The organism is Enterobacter sp. TCD1-1, assembly GCF_020567405.1.
Taxonomy (GTDB): domain Bacteria; phylum Pseudomonadota; class Gammaproteobacteria; order Enterobacterales; family Enterobacteriaceae; genus Enterobacter; species Enterobacter quasiroggenkampii.
On the sequence record NZ_JAJCXF010000001.1, the window covers coordinates 877140 to 894535 of the forward strand.

The 17396-nt window shown below is 57.3% G+C and carries 13 protein-coding genes; 6 read left to right on the plus strand and 7 right to left on the minus strand.

What is annotated here, in order from left to right; all coding sequences use genetic code 11:
- Nucleotides 1-131 precede the first annotated feature (131 nt).
- The gene (mfd, locus tag LJA86_RS04235) at nt 132-3578 is read right to left on the minus strand and encodes a transcription-repair coupling factor (RefSeq protein ID WP_048027458.1); all 3447 of its coding nucleotides are present in this window, start codon (nt 3576-3578) and stop codon (nt 132-134) included.
- 148 nt (nt 3579-3726) lie between these two features.
- On the minus strand, nt 3727-4800 hold the full coding sequence (locus LJA86_RS04240; protein WP_048222560.1) for an acyltransferase family protein: 1074 nt from the start codon (nt 4798-4800) through the stop codon (nt 3727-3729).
- 256 nt (nt 4801-5056) lie between these two features.
- Here LJA86_RS04240 and lolC point away from each other — a divergent pair, with 256 nt between their 5' ends.
- The 5 genes from lolC to cobB are packed head-to-tail and all read left to right on the plus strand — an operon-like array spanning nt 5057 to nt 9995.
- A complete protein-coding gene (lolC, locus tag LJA86_RS04245; RefSeq protein WP_045372942.1) occupies nt 5057-6256 on the plus strand; it encodes a lipoprotein-releasing ABC transporter permease subunit LolC in 1200 nt (399 codons plus the stop codon).
- Nucleotides 6249-6950 carry a lipoprotein-releasing ABC transporter ATP-binding protein LolD gene (lolD, locus tag LJA86_RS04250; protein WP_008500772.1) on the plus strand — a complete coding sequence of 234 codons (702 nt, stop codon included), beginning with the start codon at nt 6249-6251 and terminating at the stop codon, nt 6948-6950. The genes lolC and lolD overlap by 8 nt, the downstream gene beginning before the upstream one ends.
- Nucleotides 6950-8194, plus strand: a complete 1245-nt coding sequence (lolE, locus tag LJA86_RS04255) for a lipoprotein-releasing ABC transporter permease subunit LolE (RefSeq protein WP_045352893.1) — start codon at nt 6950-6952, stop codon at nt 8192-8194. The genes lolD and lolE overlap by 1 nt, the downstream gene beginning before the upstream one ends.
- Before the next feature lie 53 nt (nt 8195-8247).
- On the plus strand, nt 8248-9159 hold the full coding sequence (gene nagK / locus LJA86_RS04260; protein ID WP_229225682.1) for an N-acetylglucosamine kinase: 912 nt from the start codon (nt 8248-8250) through the stop codon (nt 9157-9159).
- A 14-nt stretch (nt 9160-9173) separates the two neighbouring features.
- Nucleotides 9174-9995 carry a Sir2 family NAD+-dependent deacetylase gene (cobB, locus tag LJA86_RS04265; RefSeq protein WP_021240739.1) on the plus strand — a complete coding sequence of 274 codons (822 nt, stop codon included), beginning with the start codon at nt 9174-9176 and terminating at the stop codon, nt 9993-9995.
- A 45-nt stretch (nt 9996-10040) separates the two neighbouring features.
- Here the strand turns inward: cobB and LJA86_RS04270 are convergent, their stop codons facing one another.
- On the minus strand, nt 10041-11972 hold the full coding sequence (locus LJA86_RS04270; RefSeq protein WP_229225683.1) for a methyl-accepting chemotaxis protein: 1932 nt from the start codon (nt 11970-11972) through the stop codon (nt 10041-10043).
- Between the two features lie 237 nt (nt 11973-12209).
- On the opposite strand from LJA86_RS04270, the gene LJA86_RS04275 reads away from it, so the two are divergent.
- On the plus strand, nt 12210-13439 hold the full coding sequence (locus tag LJA86_RS04275; protein WP_045910215.1) for an EAL and HDOD domain-containing protein: 1230 nt from the start codon (nt 12210-12212) through the stop codon (nt 13437-13439).
- 47 nt (nt 13440-13486) lie between these two features.
- Here the strand turns inward: LJA86_RS04275 and potD are convergent, their stop codons facing one another.
- From potD to potA, 4 genes are read right to left on the minus strand one after another with little or no spacing between them, the layout of a single operon-like run.
- The gene (potD, locus tag LJA86_RS04280) at nt 13487-14521 is read right to left on the minus strand and encodes a spermidine/putrescine ABC transporter substrate-binding protein PotD (RefSeq protein WP_229225684.1); all 1035 of its coding nucleotides are present in this window, start codon (nt 14519-14521) and stop codon (nt 13487-13489) included.
- The gene (potC, locus tag LJA86_RS04285; protein ID WP_008500765.1) at nt 14518-15309 is read right to left on the minus strand and encodes a spermidine/putrescine ABC transporter permease PotC; all 792 of its coding nucleotides are present in this window, start codon (nt 15307-15309) and stop codon (nt 14518-14520) included. The genes potD and potC overlap by 4 nt, the downstream gene beginning before the upstream one ends.
- The gene (gene potB / locus LJA86_RS04290) at nt 15306-16163 is read right to left on the minus strand and encodes a spermidine/putrescine ABC transporter permease PotB (RefSeq protein ID WP_196346143.1); all 858 of its coding nucleotides are present in this window, start codon (nt 16161-16163) and stop codon (nt 15306-15308) included. Before potB ends, potC begins: the two co-directional genes overlap by 4 nt.
- Entirely contained in the window at nt 16147-17289 is a 1143-nt protein-coding gene (potA, locus tag LJA86_RS04295) for a spermidine/putrescine ABC transporter ATP-binding protein PotA (protein ID WP_167213168.1), read from the minus strand. The genes potB and potA overlap by 17 nt, the downstream gene beginning before the upstream one ends.
- Nucleotides 17290-17396 lie beyond the last annotated feature (107 nt).

Here is a 17396-nt window from a genome sequence, read left to right on the forward strand (position 1 = left end):
TGATAAGGTTATTGTTTTATAAGGCGTTAATGATAATTATGGCGAATGGGTGTGTCGGGAAGATCGGGTGAAGTGCAAAGAGTTTGTAAATTGTCCCCCGTTAGCGCTGGGCTAACGGGGGGAAAGGGAGGTCAGGCGATCGCGTTCTCTTCCAGCTGGCGCATAAAGTTACGCACCCAGTCCATGCGGGTTTTGCGCTCCGTCAGTTCCTGGGTGAATTTCAGACGCGTTGGGCCATCCAGACGGAAATGCTGCGGCTGTTTTTGCAGCAGACCGATGAGCCACATCGGGTTGACGTGGTTCTTCTCCGCGAACTCAATCACGCCGCCTTTTTCGTTGCCTTCAAGCTTGCGAATGCCCAGTTTCTGCGCCTGCTGGCGCAGGCGAGCGATATCCAGCAGATTTCGCGCCGCATCGGGCAGCAGACCAAAGCGGTCGATCAGCTCAACCTTAATCTCTTCCAGCTCGTTTTCCGTCTTCGCACTGGCGATGCGCTTGTAGAACGACAGTCGGGTATTCACGTCCGGAATGAAATCGTCCGGCAGCAGGGAAGGCATGCGCAACTCGACCTCGGTCTGCTGGCTGGTGAGATCTTCCAGCGACGGCTCGCGCCCGGCCTTCAGGGCATCAACCGCGTTTTCCAGCAGTTCCATATAGAGCGAGAAGCCGATGGTCTCCATCGAGCCGCTCTGGTCCTCACCCAGCAGTTCACCGGCACCGCGGATCTCGAGATCGTGCGTGGCCAGTGCGAAGCCTGCACCGAGGTCTTCCAGAGAGGCGATGGCTTCCAGACGCTTTTGCGCGTCGGTGGTCATCGCTTTTGGATGCGGCGTCAGCAGCCAGGCGTAGGCCTGATGGTGCGAACGCCCGACGCGGCCGCGCAGCTGGTGAAGCTGCGCCAGGCCAAAGTGATCCGCACGTTCAATGATGATGGTGTTCGCGGTCGGAATGTCGATCCCGGTTTCGATGATGGTGGTGCACACCAGCACGTTAAAGCGCTGGTGGTGGAAGTCGTTCATCACCCGTTCCAGCTCGCGCTCGCGCATCTGCCCGTGACCGATAGCAATGCGCGCCTCCGGCACCAGCTCCGCCAGCCTGTCGGCCGCTTTCTGGATGTTTTCCACGTCGTTGTACAGGTAATAGACCTGACCCCCGCGCAGCACTTCACGCAGAATGGCCTCACGCACCACCAGATTATCGTACTCGCGGACGAAGGTTTTCACCGCCAGACGGCGCGCCGGCGGCGTGGCAATAATCGACAGATCGCGCATGCCGCTCATCGCCATGTTCAGGGTTCTCGGGATCGGCGTTGCGGTCAGGGTCAGGATGTCGACGTCGGCACGCATCGCTTTGATGCGCTCTTTATGGCGCACCCCGAAGCGGTGCTCTTCGTCGACAATCAGCAGCCCCAAATCTTTCCACTTCACGTCGCTTTGCAGCAGCTTATGGGTGCCGATCAGAATATCGATCTTGCCTTCGCTGGCCTGCTCCAGGATCTGCGTCTGCTCTTTGGTGCTGCGAAAACGCGACAGCATCTCGATGCGTACCGGCCAGTTGGCGAAGCGGTCGCGGAAGTTGTCGAAGTGCTGCTGAGCGAGCAGGGTGGTCGGCACCAGCACCGCCACCTGCTTGTTGTTTTCCACCGCAAGGAAAGCGGCGCGCATCGCCACTTCGGTTTTACCGAAGCCGACGTCGCCGCACACTAAACGGTCCATTGCCAGCGGCTGGCACATGTCGCTCAGCACGGCGTTGATGGCCTGAGCCTGATCCGGCGTGGTTTCAAACGGGAAGCTGTCGCAGAACAGCTGATACTGTTCCTTATCATGCTTAAAGGCGAAGCCCTCTTTGGCCGCGCGCTGGGCGTAGATATCCAGCAGCTCGGCGGCCACGTCGCGCACTTTTTCCGCGGCCTTCTGGCGCGCGCGCGCCCAGGCATCGCCGCCCAGCTTGTGCAGCGGCGCGTTCTCTTCGGCCCCGCCCGCGTAGCGGCTGATCAGATGCAGGGACGACACCGGAACATACAGTTTGGCGTCGTTAGCGTAGGTCAGCATCAGGTATTCACCTTTAATGCCGCCCGCCTCCAGCGTGGTCATCCCCTGATAGCGTCCAACGCCATGCTCCAGGTGAACAATCGGCTGGCCCGGATGCAGCTCGGCCAGGTTACGGATCAGCGTGTCCGGGTTGATGGTTCGACGGCTGTCCTGCCGACGGCGCGCGACGCGCTCACCCAGCAGGTCGCTTTCGCAAATCAGCGCCAGGTTGTTGAGCGTGTCGATGAACCCATGCTCGGCGGCGCCAATCATCAGGTAACGACCGTTTCCGGTCGCTTCGCTCAGGCGCAGGATGCGCTTCGGCGCCACCTTAATGCGTCCCAGCAGCTCACCTAACGCTTCACGGCGGCCTTCACTCTCAACGGAGAACACCACCGGGCCGGTAAACGACTCCAGGAACTTGCGCAGATTATCCAGCGGGGATTTCTGCTGCGCCTGGACGGCCAGGTCCGGCAGCGTCCGGAAGGCGAGGTTGGTGTTGGCGGCCTTATCGGCAAGCGAATCGGTTTTCAGCTGCATGCGCGGCCAGCGCTTCAGCTCGGCGTTGAGCTCGTCGGTACGCAGCCACAGCGCTTCCGGCGGCAGCAGCGGACGCATCGGGTCAACGCCCCGGTTTTCGAAGCGAGCGCGGGTTTCGCTTTCAAAGCGGCTGGCGCTGGCGTCGATATCCCCGGTGTTAACAATCAGGGTATTCGCCGGGAAGTAGCTGAACAGGGCAGGGAGCGGCTCGCTGAAGAACAGCGGCTGCCAGTATTCGATCCCGGCAGGCAGCGTGCCTTTGCTGACCTGCTGATAAATATGTTCCGCGTCGCGCTTCACCTCGAACCTATCGCGCCACTGGCTGCGGAACAGTTCGATAGCGGTTTTGTCCGTCGGGAACTCATGTGCGGGCAGTAAATTGATGGACTCCACTTCCTCCAGCGTGCGCTGCGTGTCGGCGTCGAAGACGCGCAGGCTGTCGATTTCATCATCGAAAAAGTCCAGACGATACGGCTGGTCGCTGCCCATCGGGTAAAGGTCGAGCAGCGCGCCGCGGGTCGCGTATTCCCCGTGCTCCATCACCTGGTCGACGTGGCGATAGCCGGCACCGTCAAGCTGCGCGCGCAGGGCATCACGGGACAGACGCTGGCCTTTTTTCATCACCAGCGCGTGGCCGTGCAGGTAGCTGTGCGGACAGACGCGCTGCATCAGGGTATTCACCGGCACAATCAGCACGCCGCGCTGCATGGTCGGGAGTTGATACAGCGTCGACAGGCGCGAGGAGATGATCTCCTGGTGCGGAGAGAAGCTGTCATAGGGCAGCGTTTCCCAGTCGGCCAGGCTGAACACCAGATTATCGGTGAACTGGCGAATTTCATCGTGCAGGCGCAGGGCGTTTTGCATATCCGGGGCAACCAGGATCACCGGGCCAGGATGACGCTCGGCGATTTCCGCTACCAGCGTGGCGCACGCTGCGCCCGTGAGTTCACCCAGCTGGCGCTGGTCGCCCGCTTTGACAGGCAAGGAATAACGATAGTGTTCAGGCATGGCTATGTCAGAGTCTCTTATGGATATACCAACAGTATTGGGGCATATCACTGATACGCAATGTCTTTATTATCCTCGATCGTTTTACATAAGCAAATCGTAACCGCACGGCGGGATTATACGCCCCCGGAAGGGGGCGGTGAGGGCATTAACGGGTGGTGGGTGACAGCGTGAGCGGTGAAGGCGGAGAGAAGAAAATGTCCCCAAACAGCGCGGTGGAAATCTTACGCACCCCGAGTCCGGCAAGGGTACAAATCAGCAGGCTGGCAAACGGATAGACAAGAATTAGGGATAGCTCGGCCCAGACCGGCCAGTAAGCGGCATTCATCTCGCCGATCAGGAACAGGCTGAAGGCCTCAATGAGGATGCGGTGAGTGGTATAAATCGCAATGGTATTGGAGCCAATCACGTTCAGCAGGTTGTCAGGGTGAACGGCATAGCGCTGCTCAAAGCTGTAGAACAGCTTCATGATCAGCACAATCGACAGCAATGAGAGCAGCAGCGGAACGTTAGCAAACCACAGCACCACGGAGACGGCGGCGAAAGCGCCGGTTGTCAGCCAGCTGCGGCGCAGGCTGAGGTTTTTCATCCACGTCATCAGCGCTGCGCCATACCACGCCCCGAGGCTGTAGTAGATCATGTTGCGTACCACGCTGTTCATTCCCCACCACGGCAGCGGCAGGAAGTTGATCGCGATGCTTGCCAGCGCCAGCAGCCCCAGCATCGGCAGCTTCCAGCGGCTCAGCAGTTTACACAGCGTGAAGTACACAACCAGGGCATACAGATACCACAGGCTGGTGCTGGCGGTGAGCATGCCTCGCACAAATCCCGGGAGGGAATCGGCATAGGCCGCGTTCGACGAGGTGGCAAGCTCACGATCGGGGGCCAGCCAGGCATTCAGGTGGGTCAGCGCTTGCCATTGCAGAATCCCCCACAGCGCCAGGACCCAGACAATGCTCCAGATTCGCTTGTCGAGACTGGTTCGCCAGTCCACCTCGTCAATATAACGACGGATCAGATAGCCGGAGATAAAGAAAAAGACCGGCATACGGAAGGGGGCGAGGTAGAGATTAAAATAGACCCAGCATTTGGCGAGAAGGCCGGAGAGCGGGTGTTGCAGCCCGATCAGGTGCGGATAAAACGTGATAACCGAATGATAGATAACCACCAGGCAGATACACAGCCCTTTTATCTGGTTAATCCATAATGCTTTTTGCTTCATTGTTCGCAACTACCTTATTGCCATAGACGAACGGACAATTGTTGTTAAACGAAACCGGGCTGTAATGGGTAACAGTCTGTATCAGGAGGTTTTTCGGAAAAGGTGGAGGTTGCGAGGGGCGGTTTCAGACATTAGTACCCTGATTTATCTGAATTTTTCGGAAAAATGATTACCAAAGCTTACGGTTTCAGTCATTTACGCTTAACGGATTCGCTTATATACTCGTGGGTCTGCTATCAGCAAACAGACGGACTTCATGTATCAACCTGTCGCACTCTTCATAGGCTTACGCTACATGCGTGGGCGCGCCGCGGACCGCTTCGGTCGCTTTGTCTCCTGGCTTTCGACTATTGGCATTACGCTTGGCGTGATGGCTCTGGTGACGGTGCTTTCCGTCATGAATGGCTTTGAGCGCGAGCTGCAAAACAATATCCTGGGGCTGATGCCGCAGGCCGTTCTCTCATCGACTAACGGTTCGGTTAACCCACAGCAGCTGCCGGAAAGCGCGGCGAAGTTACAGGGCGTCACGCGCGTTGCGCCGTTGACCACAGGTGACGTGGTGCTGCAAAGCGCCCGCAGCGTGGCGGTCGGCGTGATGCTGGGTATCGACCCGGCGCAAAAAGATCCGCTGACGCCGTATCTCGTTAACGTGAAGCAGACCGACCTGGAAGCCGGGAAATACAACGTGATTCTGGGTGAGCAGCTTGCCGGCCAGCTTGGCGTCAACCGTGGCGACCAGCTGCGCGTGATGGTGCCTTCAGCCAGCCAGTTTACGCCGATGGGGCGCCTGCCAAGCCAGCGCCTGTTCAACGTAATTGGTACCTTTGCCGCCAACAGTGAAGTCGATGGCTACCAGATGCTGGTTAACATCCAGGACGCGTCACGCCTGATGCGCTACCCGGCCGGAAATATCACCGGCTGGCGCCTGTGGCTTGACGCGCCGCTGAAGGTGGATACCCTCAGCCAGCAAAAACTGCCGGACGGCACCAAATGGCAGGACTGGCGCGAGCGCAAAGGCGAGCTGTTCCAGGCCGTGCGGATGGAGAAAAACATGATGGGGCTGCTGCTGAGCCTGATCGTCGCCGTGGCGGCATTTAACATCATCACCTCGCTGGGGCTGATGGTGATGGAGAAGCAGGGCGAGGTCGCTATCCTGCAAACCCAGGGGCTGACGCCGCGCCAGATCATGGCCGTGTTTATGGTGCAGGGCGCCAGCGCCGGTATCATCGGTGCGCTGCTCGGTGCCGTGCTGGGGGCACTGCTTGCCAGCCAGCTCAACAACTTAATGCCGATTATCGGCGCGCTGCTCGACGGCGCGGCGCTGCCGGTGGCTATCGAGCCGCTGCAGGTGGTCGGTATTGCGCTGGCCGCGATGGCCATTGCGCTGCTTTCAACGCTTTATCCTTCCTGGCGCGCCGCCGCCACTCAACCCGCTGAGGCTTTACGTTATGAATAAGATCCTGTTGCAATGCGACAACCTGTCCAAACGCTATCAGGAAGGCACTGTGCAAACCGACGTGCTGCACAATGTGAGCTTTAGCGTGGGCGAAGGCGAGATGATGGCGATTGTCGGCAGCTCCGGCTCCGGTAAAAGTACCTTATTACATCTGCTGGGCGGGCTGGATACGCCAACCAACGGCGACGTGATTTTCTCCGGCCAGCCGATGAGCAAAATGTCCTCGGCGGCGAAGGCCGAGCTGCGCAACCGCGAGCTGGGCTTTATCTACCAGTTCCACCACCTGCTGCCGGATTTCACGGCGCTGGAAAACGTGGCGATGCCGCTGCTGATTGGCAAAAAGAAACCCGCAGAAATTAACGCCCGCGCCAGCGACATGCTGAAAGCGGTAGGGCTGGGCCATCGCGGTAACCACCGTCCGTCGGAGCTGTCCGGCGGCGAACGCCAGCGCGTGGCGATTGCCCGTGCGCTGGTCAACAACCCGCGTCTGGTGCTGGCGGATGAGCCCACCGGTAACCTGGACGCCCGCAATGCGGACAGTATTTTCCAGCTTCTGGGCGAGCTGAACGCCTCACAGGGTACCGCGTTTCTGGTGGTGACCCACGATCTGCAGCTGGCAAAACGCATGGGGCGCCAGCTTGAGATGCGCGACGGTCATCTGAACGCGGAACTGACCCTGATGGGAGCAGAGTAATGGCGTCACCGTTATCGTTACTCATCGGTTTACGTTTTAGCCGCGGCCGCCGCCGCGGCGGCATGGTGTCGCTGATCTCCGTCATCTCGACCATCGGTATTGCGCTGGGTGTGGCGGTGCTGATTGTCGGCCTGAGCGCCATGAACGGTTTCGAGCGCGAGCTGAATAACCGCATTCTGGCGGTGGTGCCGCACGGGGAGATCGAACCGGTTAACCAGCCGTGGACGAACTGGAGCGATGCGCTCACCAAAGTTGAAAAAGTGCCGGGCATCGCCGCGGCCGCGCCCTACATTAACTTTACCGGGCTGGTGGAGAGCGGGGTAAACCTGCGCGCCATTCAGGTGAAAGGGGTGAATCCGGCGCAGGAAGCGCGTCTCAGCGCGCTGCCGAACTATGTGCAAAACGGCGCGTGGGCCAACTTCAGGGCGGGCGAGCAGCAGATCATCATGGGTAAAGGCGTTGCTGATGCCCTGAAGGTGAAGCAGGGCGACTGGGTGTCAATCATGATCCCCAACGCCAGCGCCGATCACAAACTGCAGCAGCCAAAACGCGTGCGCCTGCACGTTACCGGTATTCTTCAGCTGAGCGGCCAGCTTGACCACAGCTTTGCGATGGTGCCGATGGAGGATGCGCGCCAGTATCTCGACATGGGCGACAGCGTGACGGGCATTGCGATTAAGGTGAACGACGTCTTTAACGCCAACAAACTGGTGCGCGACGCGGGCAGCGTGACCAATAACTATGTCTACATCAAAAGCTGGATCGGCACTTACGGGTATATGTACCGTGATATCCAGATGATCCGCGCCATTATGTATCTGGCGATGGTGCTGGTGATTGGCGTCGCGTGCTTTAATATCGTCTCGACGCTGGTCATGGCGGTCAAGGACAAGAGCGGCGACATCGCCGTGCTGCGTACCCTCGGCGCAAAAGACGGTCTTATTCGCGCCATCTTCGTCTGGTACGGTTTGCTGGCGGGTCTGTTCGGCAGCCTGTGCGGCGTGGTGATTGGCGTGGTGGTTTCCCTGCAGCTGACGCCGATTATCAACGGGATTGAAAAGCTTATTGGTCACCAGTTCCTGTCGGGTGATATCTATTTTATTGACTTCCTGCCGTCTGAACTGCACTGGCTGGATGTTTTTTATGTGCTGCTTACAGCACTTTTACTGAGTCTGCTGGCAAGCTGGTATCCGGCGCGTCGCGCAAGCCGAATTGATCCGGCGAGGGTATTAAGTGGCCAGTAATTACGTCATGATCTAGCGGCTTTCGGGTCGCCAGATCGAAAGAGGAATGCGTTATGTATTATGGATTTGATATTGGCGGCACCAAGATTGCGCTCGGCGTGTTTGATAAAGACCTCAAACTGCAGTGGGAAACCCGCGTTCCCACGCCGCGCGACAGCTACGACGAATTTTTAACCGCCATTGCCGCGCTGGTGGCGCAGGCCGATGAACGCTTTGGCGTGAAAGGCAGCGTCGGCATTGGTATTCCGGGCATGCCGGAAACCGACGACGGTACGCTTTACGCGGCCAACGTGCCTGCCGCCAGCGGTAAACCGCTGCGCGCCGATCTCTCTGCTCTCCTTGAACGCGACGTGCGTTTAGATAACGATGCCAACTGCTTCGCGCTCTCTGAAGCCTGGGATGATGAATTCCGTCGCTACCCGCTGGTGATGGGGCTGATCCTCGGTACCGGCGTCGGGGGCGGAATCGTCATCAACGGTAAGCCCATCACCGGCCGCAGCTACATCACCGGCGAGTTTGGTCATATTCGCCTGCCGGTGGATGCCCTCGAGGTGGTGGGAAGTGATTTTCCGCTAACCCGCTGCGGCTGTGGCCAGCACGGCTGTATTGAGAACTACCTTTCCGGCCGCGGGTTTGCATGGCTTTACGAACACTTCTATCATCAGAAACTTGAGGCCCCTCAAATCATTACCCTGTGGGAGCAAGGGGATGCGCAGGCGCGTGAGCACGTCGAGCGCTATCTGGATCTGCTGGCGGTATGTCTGGGCAATATTCTCACTATCGTCGACCCGGATCTGCTGGTGATCGGGGGAGGGCTCTCAAACTTTACCGCGATTACGGAACGGTTGTCCGGGCGTTTGCCCCGACACTTATTGCCGGTTGCCCGCGTGCCGCGTATTGAACGCGCGCGACACGGGGACGCAGGAGGCATGCGCGGAGCCGCATTCCTTCATCTCACCGATTAGTTTACGAGGTTACTATGCTGTCGCGTCGCCAGGGTCGACTCAGCCGTTTTCGCAAAAACAAACGCCGCTTGCGTGAGCGTCTGCGCCAGCGGATCTTTTTCAGAGACAGAATGATGCCAGAAGCGATGGATAAACCCAGAGTGGTGGTGCTGACCGGGGCGGGGATCTCCGCCGAGTCAGGAATTCGAACCTTCCGCGCGGCGGACGGGTTGTGGGAAGAGCACCGCGTGGAGGATGTCGCCACGCCGGAAGGCTTTGCCCGCGACCCGGATCTCGTGCAGGCGTTTTACAACGCCCGCCGTCGTCAGCTTCAGCAGCCTGACGTCGCGCCGAATGCCGCGCATCTGGCGCTGGCGAAGCTGGAAGAGGCGCTGGGCGATCGTTTTCTGCTGGTAACGCAGAATATCGACAACCTGCACGAGCGGGCCGGTAACAAGAACATCATCCATATGCACGGCGAGCTGCTCAAGGTTCGCTGCGCCTGGAGCGGTCAGGTGCTGGACTGGAAAGAGGACGTGCTGCCGGAGGATAAGTGCCACTGCTGCCAGTTCCCGTCGCGCCTGCGTCCGCACGTGGTCTGGTTCGGCGAAATGCCGCTGGGAATGGATGAGATCTACAGCGCGCTGGCGATGGCCGACGTGTTTATCGCCATCGGCACATCCGGCCATGTTTATCCGGCGGCGGGGTTTGTCCACGAAGCGCGACTGCACGGCGCGCATACGGTAGAACTCAATCTTGAGCCAAGCCAGGTGGGCAGCGAGTTTGAAGAGAAACACTACGGCCTGGCAAGCACGGTTGTTCCGGAGTTTGTCGACAAGCTGCTGAAAGGGCTGTAACGCGAATCGCGTGAAAAGGCACCCGCTGGACGGGTGCCTTTTTATTTAAGAATGAAAGAACGCCAGCGTCTTCTCCAGCGATTTAGCCTGCTCGTCCAGCGAGAGCGCCGCCGCTGAGATCTGCTGAACCAGTGAAGCGTTCTGCTGGGTGGTGCTGTCCATCTGGTTAACGGCGGTACTGACCTGGCTAATCCCCCGATTCTGTTCGTCCAGCGCCTGAACAATGTCGTTGATGACCAGATGCACGTGCGACACCGCCTCAATCACCTGTTTCATCATTACGCCGGTCTCATTGACCAGCTCAACGCCTTTGCTGACGCGGCCTGAGGACTCGGCAATCAGCTGGGAAATTTCTTTAGCCGCGTTAGCGCTTCTCTGGGCAAGATTGCGCACTTCACCTGCGACAACTGCGAAACCGCGTCCCTGTTCGCCTGCGCGCGCCGCTTCAACGGCCGCATTCAGCGCCAGAATATTGGTCTGGAAGGCGATGCCGTCGACGATGCTGTTAATCTCACCGATCTTACGTGCGCTCTCGTCAATCTCCCCGATCACCATTACCACGTCGTTTACCAGCGTTTCGCCATGCCCGGCGAGACTCGCGGCGCGATCGGTCAGCGTGGTGGCCTTGTGGGCGTTGTCGGCGTTATTCTTCACCGTGACCGAAATCTCTTCCATGCTGGCAGCCGTTTCAACAATCGCCGCCGCCTGTTCTTCGGTACGCGAGGCGAGGTCAAGGTTGCCCGCCGAAATTTCGCTGGTCCCGCCGTGCACCGAATGGCTGGCTTCGCTGATGTTGCCGACGATGCGCTTGAGCTGCGTCTGCATGGTGTGCAGGGCATAAAAAATGCTGTGGGTATCCCCGGAACGCACCGGGATAGTGTTGTTCAGATCTCCCCGGGCGACGGCAAGGGCAATACCGGCGGCCTCGGAAGGTTCTCCCCCCACCGGACGGTCAACCTTGCGGGTAAAGATCTGGGCCATCACCAGGCTGACCGCAACGATGCTTAACACCATCAGGACGATGGCTTTCAGTAAAAATGTGCGCGCTTCGGCCATCACTTCGCTGACCGGGGTGATAATAGCCAGTTTCCACGGCGTCTGGCTGTTGCCGACGGCGATGTCCTGCCAGGTGATAAACACCTCTTCCTTCAGCAGCGGATCGTTTACCCGGGTGACATCATGACCGGCAATCTGACCCGCGTAAGGCTTGCCTGCAGCCCGTTTGTCCGGGCTGGACACCACGTTATTGCCCGCAGACAGGAGGAGGGCGTAGCCTGTGCCGTTCCACGGTTTAATTGCGCCGATCGTGGACTGCAGCGTGGCGAGCGAGAAGTCAGAGGTAACCGAGCCCAGAAACTGACCGTCACGCATGATGGGGGCGGCAATCGAGGTGAGCATCACGTCCACGCCGTTGTAGGGGTAAATATAGGGTTCGATGATCACATCTTTATGCCGCTGTTTCGGCAGCAGATAATAATCACCGCTGCCGGGTGTTTCGATGTCCGTCAGCAGGTGCAACGCCGGTTTGCCGGTGGCATCGCGATCGACGTAGCGGGCGTAGCGGCCGGCAGGATCTTCACCGCTCTGACCGGCAAAGGCGGCATCTTTATCGTCAAACGCGTTGGGCTCAAAGGCCATCGACATGGAGAGAAACGACGGGTGAGCCGAGAGGTAGTGGATGAGCAGTTGGTTCAGGCTCTGGCGATCGGATACGCCCGCCTCGCGCAGCGCCAGGGCGCTGTTGCCCATATCCCGGGCGGCAGTCAGGGCGGAATCCAGCTGTTTGCTGACCTGTAAAGCCTGTACCTCGGCTATCTGGCGGATATGTTTTTTGGCCAGCACCTCTTGCTGCGCCATCCACTGCCACATCATAAACCCGATCGTTGCCGTAAAGCCCACCGTCACGGTGAGGAAAATGGACAATAGCATCAACGTCTTGACTCTTATTTTTTGTTTTCGGACCATGGCGTCTTTCATTCTCATCTCCCGTAATGTCGTGCATGTCGGGCAGGCACACAGTACTTATCGGATATTTCGTTCTCTTTCTGTAGAGCGCCGGATATATTTAATTTAAATTCCAGAATATTAAATCCCGTTAATTAGTGTGGATGCTTTTATTTTGTGCATTCAATCAAAATAGCGCTCGATAATGCTCGTTATCATCGTGTAGAAAGAGGATGCTAATAAATATTAAGTGGTAGAGGAGGATGGGATATGTACGGATTTATCGCGCGACAACCCATTTTTAACCCAGAGATGAATACCGTGGCCTATGAGCTGCTTTTCAGAGACGGGATGACAAATCGTTTTCCGGATGTGTCGGCGGAATATGCTACGTCCAGAATGATATCCGATCAGTTTTTATGTGTGCCGTCCCAGCGCATCGCCGGGGCACATACGTCGTTTATTAATTTCCCTTCAAGGATGGTCATTGACCGCAGTGGCGAAGCGCTTGATAAAGAGAGCGTGGTGATTGAGATCCTTGAAGATGCTGTGCCGGGGGCCGAACTGCTGCAGGCCGTCAGGGAGATGAATGCGCATGGCTACCAGTTTGCGCTTGATGATTTCACCCTTGCGCCAGAATGGGATGCTTTTTTACCCTATATTTCGATCCTGAAATTCGACGTCAGAAATTATACTTTAGCGCAAATTAAAGCGTATCTGAAAGCACGTAAACATCTGACCGGTCATATTAAATATCTCGCTGAAAAAGTTGAGACTAAAGAGGAATTCAACCAATACAGGGACGAGGGGTTCTCGCTGTTTCAGGGCTATTTTTTCTGCCGTCCGGAGGTCATTAAATATAAACGGCTGTCGCAAAATCAGCTGGCGATTTTCCGGTTGCAAATGGAGGTCGGACGCAATAAACCTGATTTTCGAATCATCGAGTCGTTGATAAAAACGGATCTGACGCTCTCTTATAAAATCATGCGCTATATGAAGCATACGGCGTTTAAACATGTCGGCGCCTGTAATTTCAGCAAGTTAACCCTGAGCGAGGTGCTCAGGTATCTTGGCGAAAATCAGCTCCGACGGTTTGTTGCCGTCGTGGTCCTCGCCAGTGCGGGTAATGACACCGTCAGCGAGCTTTACCCGCTAAGCATGATGCGCGGCAAGTTCTGCGAACTGATTGCAGAGACGATGAAAGACCCGATTCTGGCTGAAAATGCGTTCATGTGCGGCCTGTTTTCTTTGCTCGATACCCTTCTTGAGCTGCCGATGGCCGAGTTGATGAAGCAAATTGCGGTACCGCAGAGCGTGAGCAACGCGCTATGCCATCAGGAGGGGCAGTTAGCCGACATGATCAACCTCTGTCGTTATTATGAACAGCAGCGCTGGGACGAGGCAACCCGGGTTCGTCAGGCGCTGGGTCTGTCTGATGAGGAGGTGGTGGAGGCGATGCGAAAGGCGACGATCTGGGCAGGAGAGAATGCGGTCAGTTAATTCCCCCTCACGCCGCGCAGGCGGCGTGAGGAAGAACGCGATACCGGTTAGCGGCCCGCTTTTAACTTCTGGTAATACTCTTCGTAGAGGCGGCTGGCGTCGCCGACATCGTTCTGCCATTCACCTTTGCTGATGGTTTCGGCGTCCGGGTAGAGCGACTTATCGTTAGCGACGTCAGGCTTCAGCAGTTTGCGTGCGGCCAGGTTGGGCGTCGGGTAGCCAATCGTCTCGGCAACCTGTTTCGCCACGTCAGGGCGCAGCAGGAAGTCAATCAGCTTATGCGCCCCGTCCACGTTTTTCGCGTTGGCCGGGATTGAAAGACTGTCCATCCAGAAAATCCCGCCCTCTTTTGGCCAGACAACCTCAAGCGGCGTACCGGCCTGGCGGGCGACATACGCGGAACCGTTCCACACCATCCCCAGGTTCACTTCGCCTTCCATATACGGGTTTGCCGGGTTATCGGAGTTGAATGCCGCCACGTTAGGCATCAGCTTTTTCAGCTCGGTATACGCCGCTTCAATCTCTTTTGGATCCGTCGTATTGCCCGAGTAGCCCAGCTTGCGCAGCGCGACCTGGAACACTTCTCGCGCGTCGTCGGTCAACAACAGGCTGCCTTTGTACTCCGGTTTCCACAGGTCGGCCCAGCTTGTCACCGATTTCGGGTCGACGGCCTCGCTGTTAACGCCAATCGCGGTTGCCCCCCAGATATACGGAATGGAGTAGTCGTTATTCGGGTCAAACGGCTTGTTGAGCATCTCCGGATCGAGGTTTGCAAAATGGGTTAGCTTCGTTTTATCGATCTTCTGGATCATGCCCTCTTTGCGCATTTTGTCGACAAAGTAGGTGGAAGGAACCACCAGATCGTATGCGCCGTCTTTGTAGGTTTTGAGCTTGGCATACATGGTTTCATTCGACTCGTAGGTCGAGTAGATCACCTTGATGCCCGTCTCTTTGGTGAACTGTTCCAGCAGTCCCGGCGGCACATACTCGGTCCAGTTGTAGAAGTAGAGCGTTTTGCTGTCATCAGCGTGCGCGGCACCCATGCCAAGCACCAGCGCCGCAGCGGCGAGCATTTTTTTCATTTCATTGTCCCCTGAGATTTTGTTTTATCACGAGCAATAACCTGGCTGGCGATCACCAGAACCAGCGAAAACACCAGCAGAATGGTCGCCAGCGCGTTCACCTCAGGTGAAACGCCGACTTTCACCATCGAATAGATTTTCAACGGCAGAATTTCATAGCTCGGCCCGGTCACGAAGGAGGAGACCACCACGTCATCCATCGACAGGGTAAAGCTCAGCAGCCATCCGGCCGCCACGGCGGGCATCGCCAGCGGCAGGATGATTTTGCGCAGGATGGTCATCTCGCTGGCGCCCAGATCTTTCGCCGCCTCCAGCATGCGCACGTCGAACCCTTTCAGGCGCGCAAAGACGGTCACCACCACAAACGGCAGGCAGAAGGTGATATGGGAAAACAGCAGCGACCAGAAGCCAAGCTGAACGCCCAGCAGCATAAACAGCACCAGCAGCGAAATCGCCATCACGATGTCCGGCGACATCATCACCACAAACAGCATGCCGCTGACGAACGGTTTACCGCGAAAGCGATAACGGTAGAGCGCCACGGCGGTCAGGGAGCCAATCAGCGTGGCGAAGGTGGCGGAGAAGATCGCCATCGTCAGCGAGTGCTGAGCGGCCTGCAGCAGGCTGTCATTGTTCATCAGCAGGCTGTACCAGTCGGTGGTAAAGCCCTGCCAGTTAATCCCAAAGCGCGAGCTGTTAAACGAGTTCACGATCAAAATAATGATCGGGATATACAGGTAAGCGTAAATGGCGGTCATAAAACCGCCGCGAAGCAGTCGACCGATCATTCGAGTTCCACCTTCTTGTTCAGCAACCGTGAGGCGCGCCAGTAGACCAGCAGCATCAGACCCATCACCACCGTCAGCGTGATGCTGGTGGCGGACCCGAACGGCCAGTCGCGGATGTTGAGGAACTGGCTCTTGATCACATTCCCAATCAGCAGGTTTTTCGCCCCGCCCATCAGGTCAGAAACGTAGAACAAGCCCATCGCCGGGAGCATCACCAGCAGACAGCCCGCGATAATGCCGGGCATGGTCAGCGGGATGATAATGCGGATAAAGGTCTGGAACCTGTTGGCACCCAGATCTTTTGCCGCTTCCAGCAGCGGTTTATCCAGCTTCTCAATGCTGGAGTAGAGCGGCATCACCATAAACGGCAGCAGGATATAGACCAGACCAACAATCACCGCGCTCGGGGTGAACATGATGCGGATCGGCGTATCGATCACTCCCAGCCACAGCAGAAATTCATTGAGGTAGCCTTTGGTGCTGAGGAAGATTTTCAGCCCGTAGATGCGAATCAGCGAGTTGGTCCAGAACGGCACAATCAGTAAAAACAGCAGCAGGGGCCGCACCTTTTGCGGCAGGCCCGCGAGGAACCACGCGAAGGGATATCCCAGCACCAGACAGGCAATCGTGGCAATCAGCGCCATATTCAGCGAGTGAAGCAGCACGTCAAAATAGAGCGGATCGAGCAGGCGCGCGTAGTTGTCCAGCGTAAAGACCAGCGAAACGAAATGGGTATCGTCGCGGGTCAGGAAGCTGGTGGCGATAATCATCAGGTTGGGGAGAAAGACAAACAACACAAGCCAACCGACGATCGTGGCAATCACCACATTCTGGAACTTACTTGTGTTCTTCATCAGCCAGTACAACCTCCCAGCTTTCTACCCAGTTGATAACCATTTTCTGGTCGAGAGAGTGGTCGAAGTCAGGGTCGTCCTCGTTAAAGAACTCGCTGACCATCACCATTTTGCCGTTCTCCAGCTCGACGACAGACTCCAGCGTCATCCCTTTGTAGTTGCGCTCGCGGATATAGCCGATTAACCCTTCGGCCTCGGCATTGCCGTGGATTTCATCGACGCGCAGATCTTCCGGGCGCAGCAGAACGTTGAGCTTTTGTCCCTTTTCGACGGGGAAATTCACCGTGATGGCGCACTCCCGTCCTTCGACGCGGGCCCGGACGCGCTGGTCGTCCAGACGTTCGATCACCGTGGCGTCGAAGATATTGATTTCACCAATGAAGCTGGCGACAAACAGGTTCTTCGGCTCTTCGTAGATTTCACGCGGCGTGCCGTCCTGCTCGATTTTACCGTCACGCATCACCACGATGCGGTCGGACATGGTCAGGGCCTCTTCCTGGTCGTGGGTGACGAAGACAAAGGTAATGCCGAGCTTGCGCTGCAGAGCCTTGAGTTCGTTCTGCATCTGCTTGCGCAGCTTGTAGTCCAGCGCGGAGAGGGATTCATCCAGCAGGAGCAGACGCGGCTTGTTGACCACGGCGCGGGCGATGGCCACGCGCTGCTGCTGGCCGCCGGAAAGCTGATGCGGTTTTCGCTGGGCGAACGTCTCGAGCTGCACCATGCGCAGGGCTTCGGTGACGCGCGGTTCGATTTCATTCGCCGGGGTTTTTTGCATCCGCAGGCCAAACGCCACGTTTTCAAACACGGTCATGTGCGGGAAGAGGGCATAGCTCTGAAAGACAGTATTGACGTGGCGGTCTTCGGCGGGAACCTGGGTGATGTCCTGGTTTTCAAGATGGATATGGCCGTTATCGACGCTTTCCAGCCCGGCGATAAGGCGCAGTACGGTTGTTTTGCCGCAGCCGGAGGGGCCAAGCAGCGTCAGAAACTCACCGTCATTGATGGTGAGAGTGAGGTCGGAAATGACGTCCTTGCCATCAAAACTTTTACGAATTCGTTCCAGTTTCACCAGCGGTGAACGGGTTTGTGTATTCAATTTTTGCGCTGTCCCATATAGACGCCTCAGGCAGCAGACTGAAGCGGGGTTTGTGTGTAACCACCTTGGTGACTCGTAATGAGGGCGGACATTCTACGGCAATCCCCTGCAATCGCCAATCCTTGTCACTGATTCAT

Bases quoted from the DNA above. Each gene is read 5' to 3' on its own strand.
- mfd (WP_048027458.1), bottom strand. From the start codon at position 3,578: ATGCCTGAACACTATCGTTATTCCTTGCCTGTCAAAGCGGGCGACCAG.
- lolC (WP_045372942.1), top strand. From the start codon at position 5,057: ATGTATCAACCTGTCGCACTCTTCATAGGCTTACGCTACATGCGTGGG.
- potB (WP_196346143.1), bottom strand. From the start codon at position 16,163: ATGAAGAACACAAGTAAGTTCCAGAATGTGGTGATTGCCACGATCGTC.
- lolD (WP_008500772.1), top strand. From the start codon at position 6,249: ATGAATAAGATCCTGTTGCAATGCGACAACCTGTCCAAACGCTATCAG.
- potC (WP_008500765.1), bottom strand. From the start codon at position 15,309: ATGATCGGTCGACTGCTTCGCGGCGGTTTTATGACCGCCATTTACGCT.
- potD (WP_229225684.1), bottom strand. From the start codon at position 14,521: ATGAAAAAAATGCTCGCCGCTGCGGCGCTGGTGCTTGGCATGGGTGCC.
- LJA86_RS04275 (WP_045910215.1), top strand. From the start codon at position 12,210: ATGTACGGATTTATCGCGCGACAACCCATTTTTAACCCAGAGATGAAT.
- nagK (WP_229225682.1), top strand. From the start codon at position 8,248: ATGTATTATGGATTTGATATTGGCGGCACCAAGATTGCGCTCGGCGTG.
- cobB (WP_021240739.1), top strand. From the start codon at position 9,174: ATGCTGTCGCGTCGCCAGGGTCGACTCAGCCGTTTTCGCAAAAACAAA.
- LJA86_RS04270 (WP_229225683.1), bottom strand. From the start codon at position 11,972: ATGAAAGACGCCATGGTCCGAAAACAAAAAATAAGAGTCAAGACGTTG.
- lolE (WP_045352893.1), top strand. From the start codon at position 6,950: ATGGCGTCACCGTTATCGTTACTCATCGGTTTACGTTTTAGCCGCGGC.
- LJA86_RS04240 (WP_048222560.1), bottom strand. From the start codon at position 4,800: ATGAAGCAAAAAGCATTATGGATTAACCAGATAAAAGGGCTGTGTATC.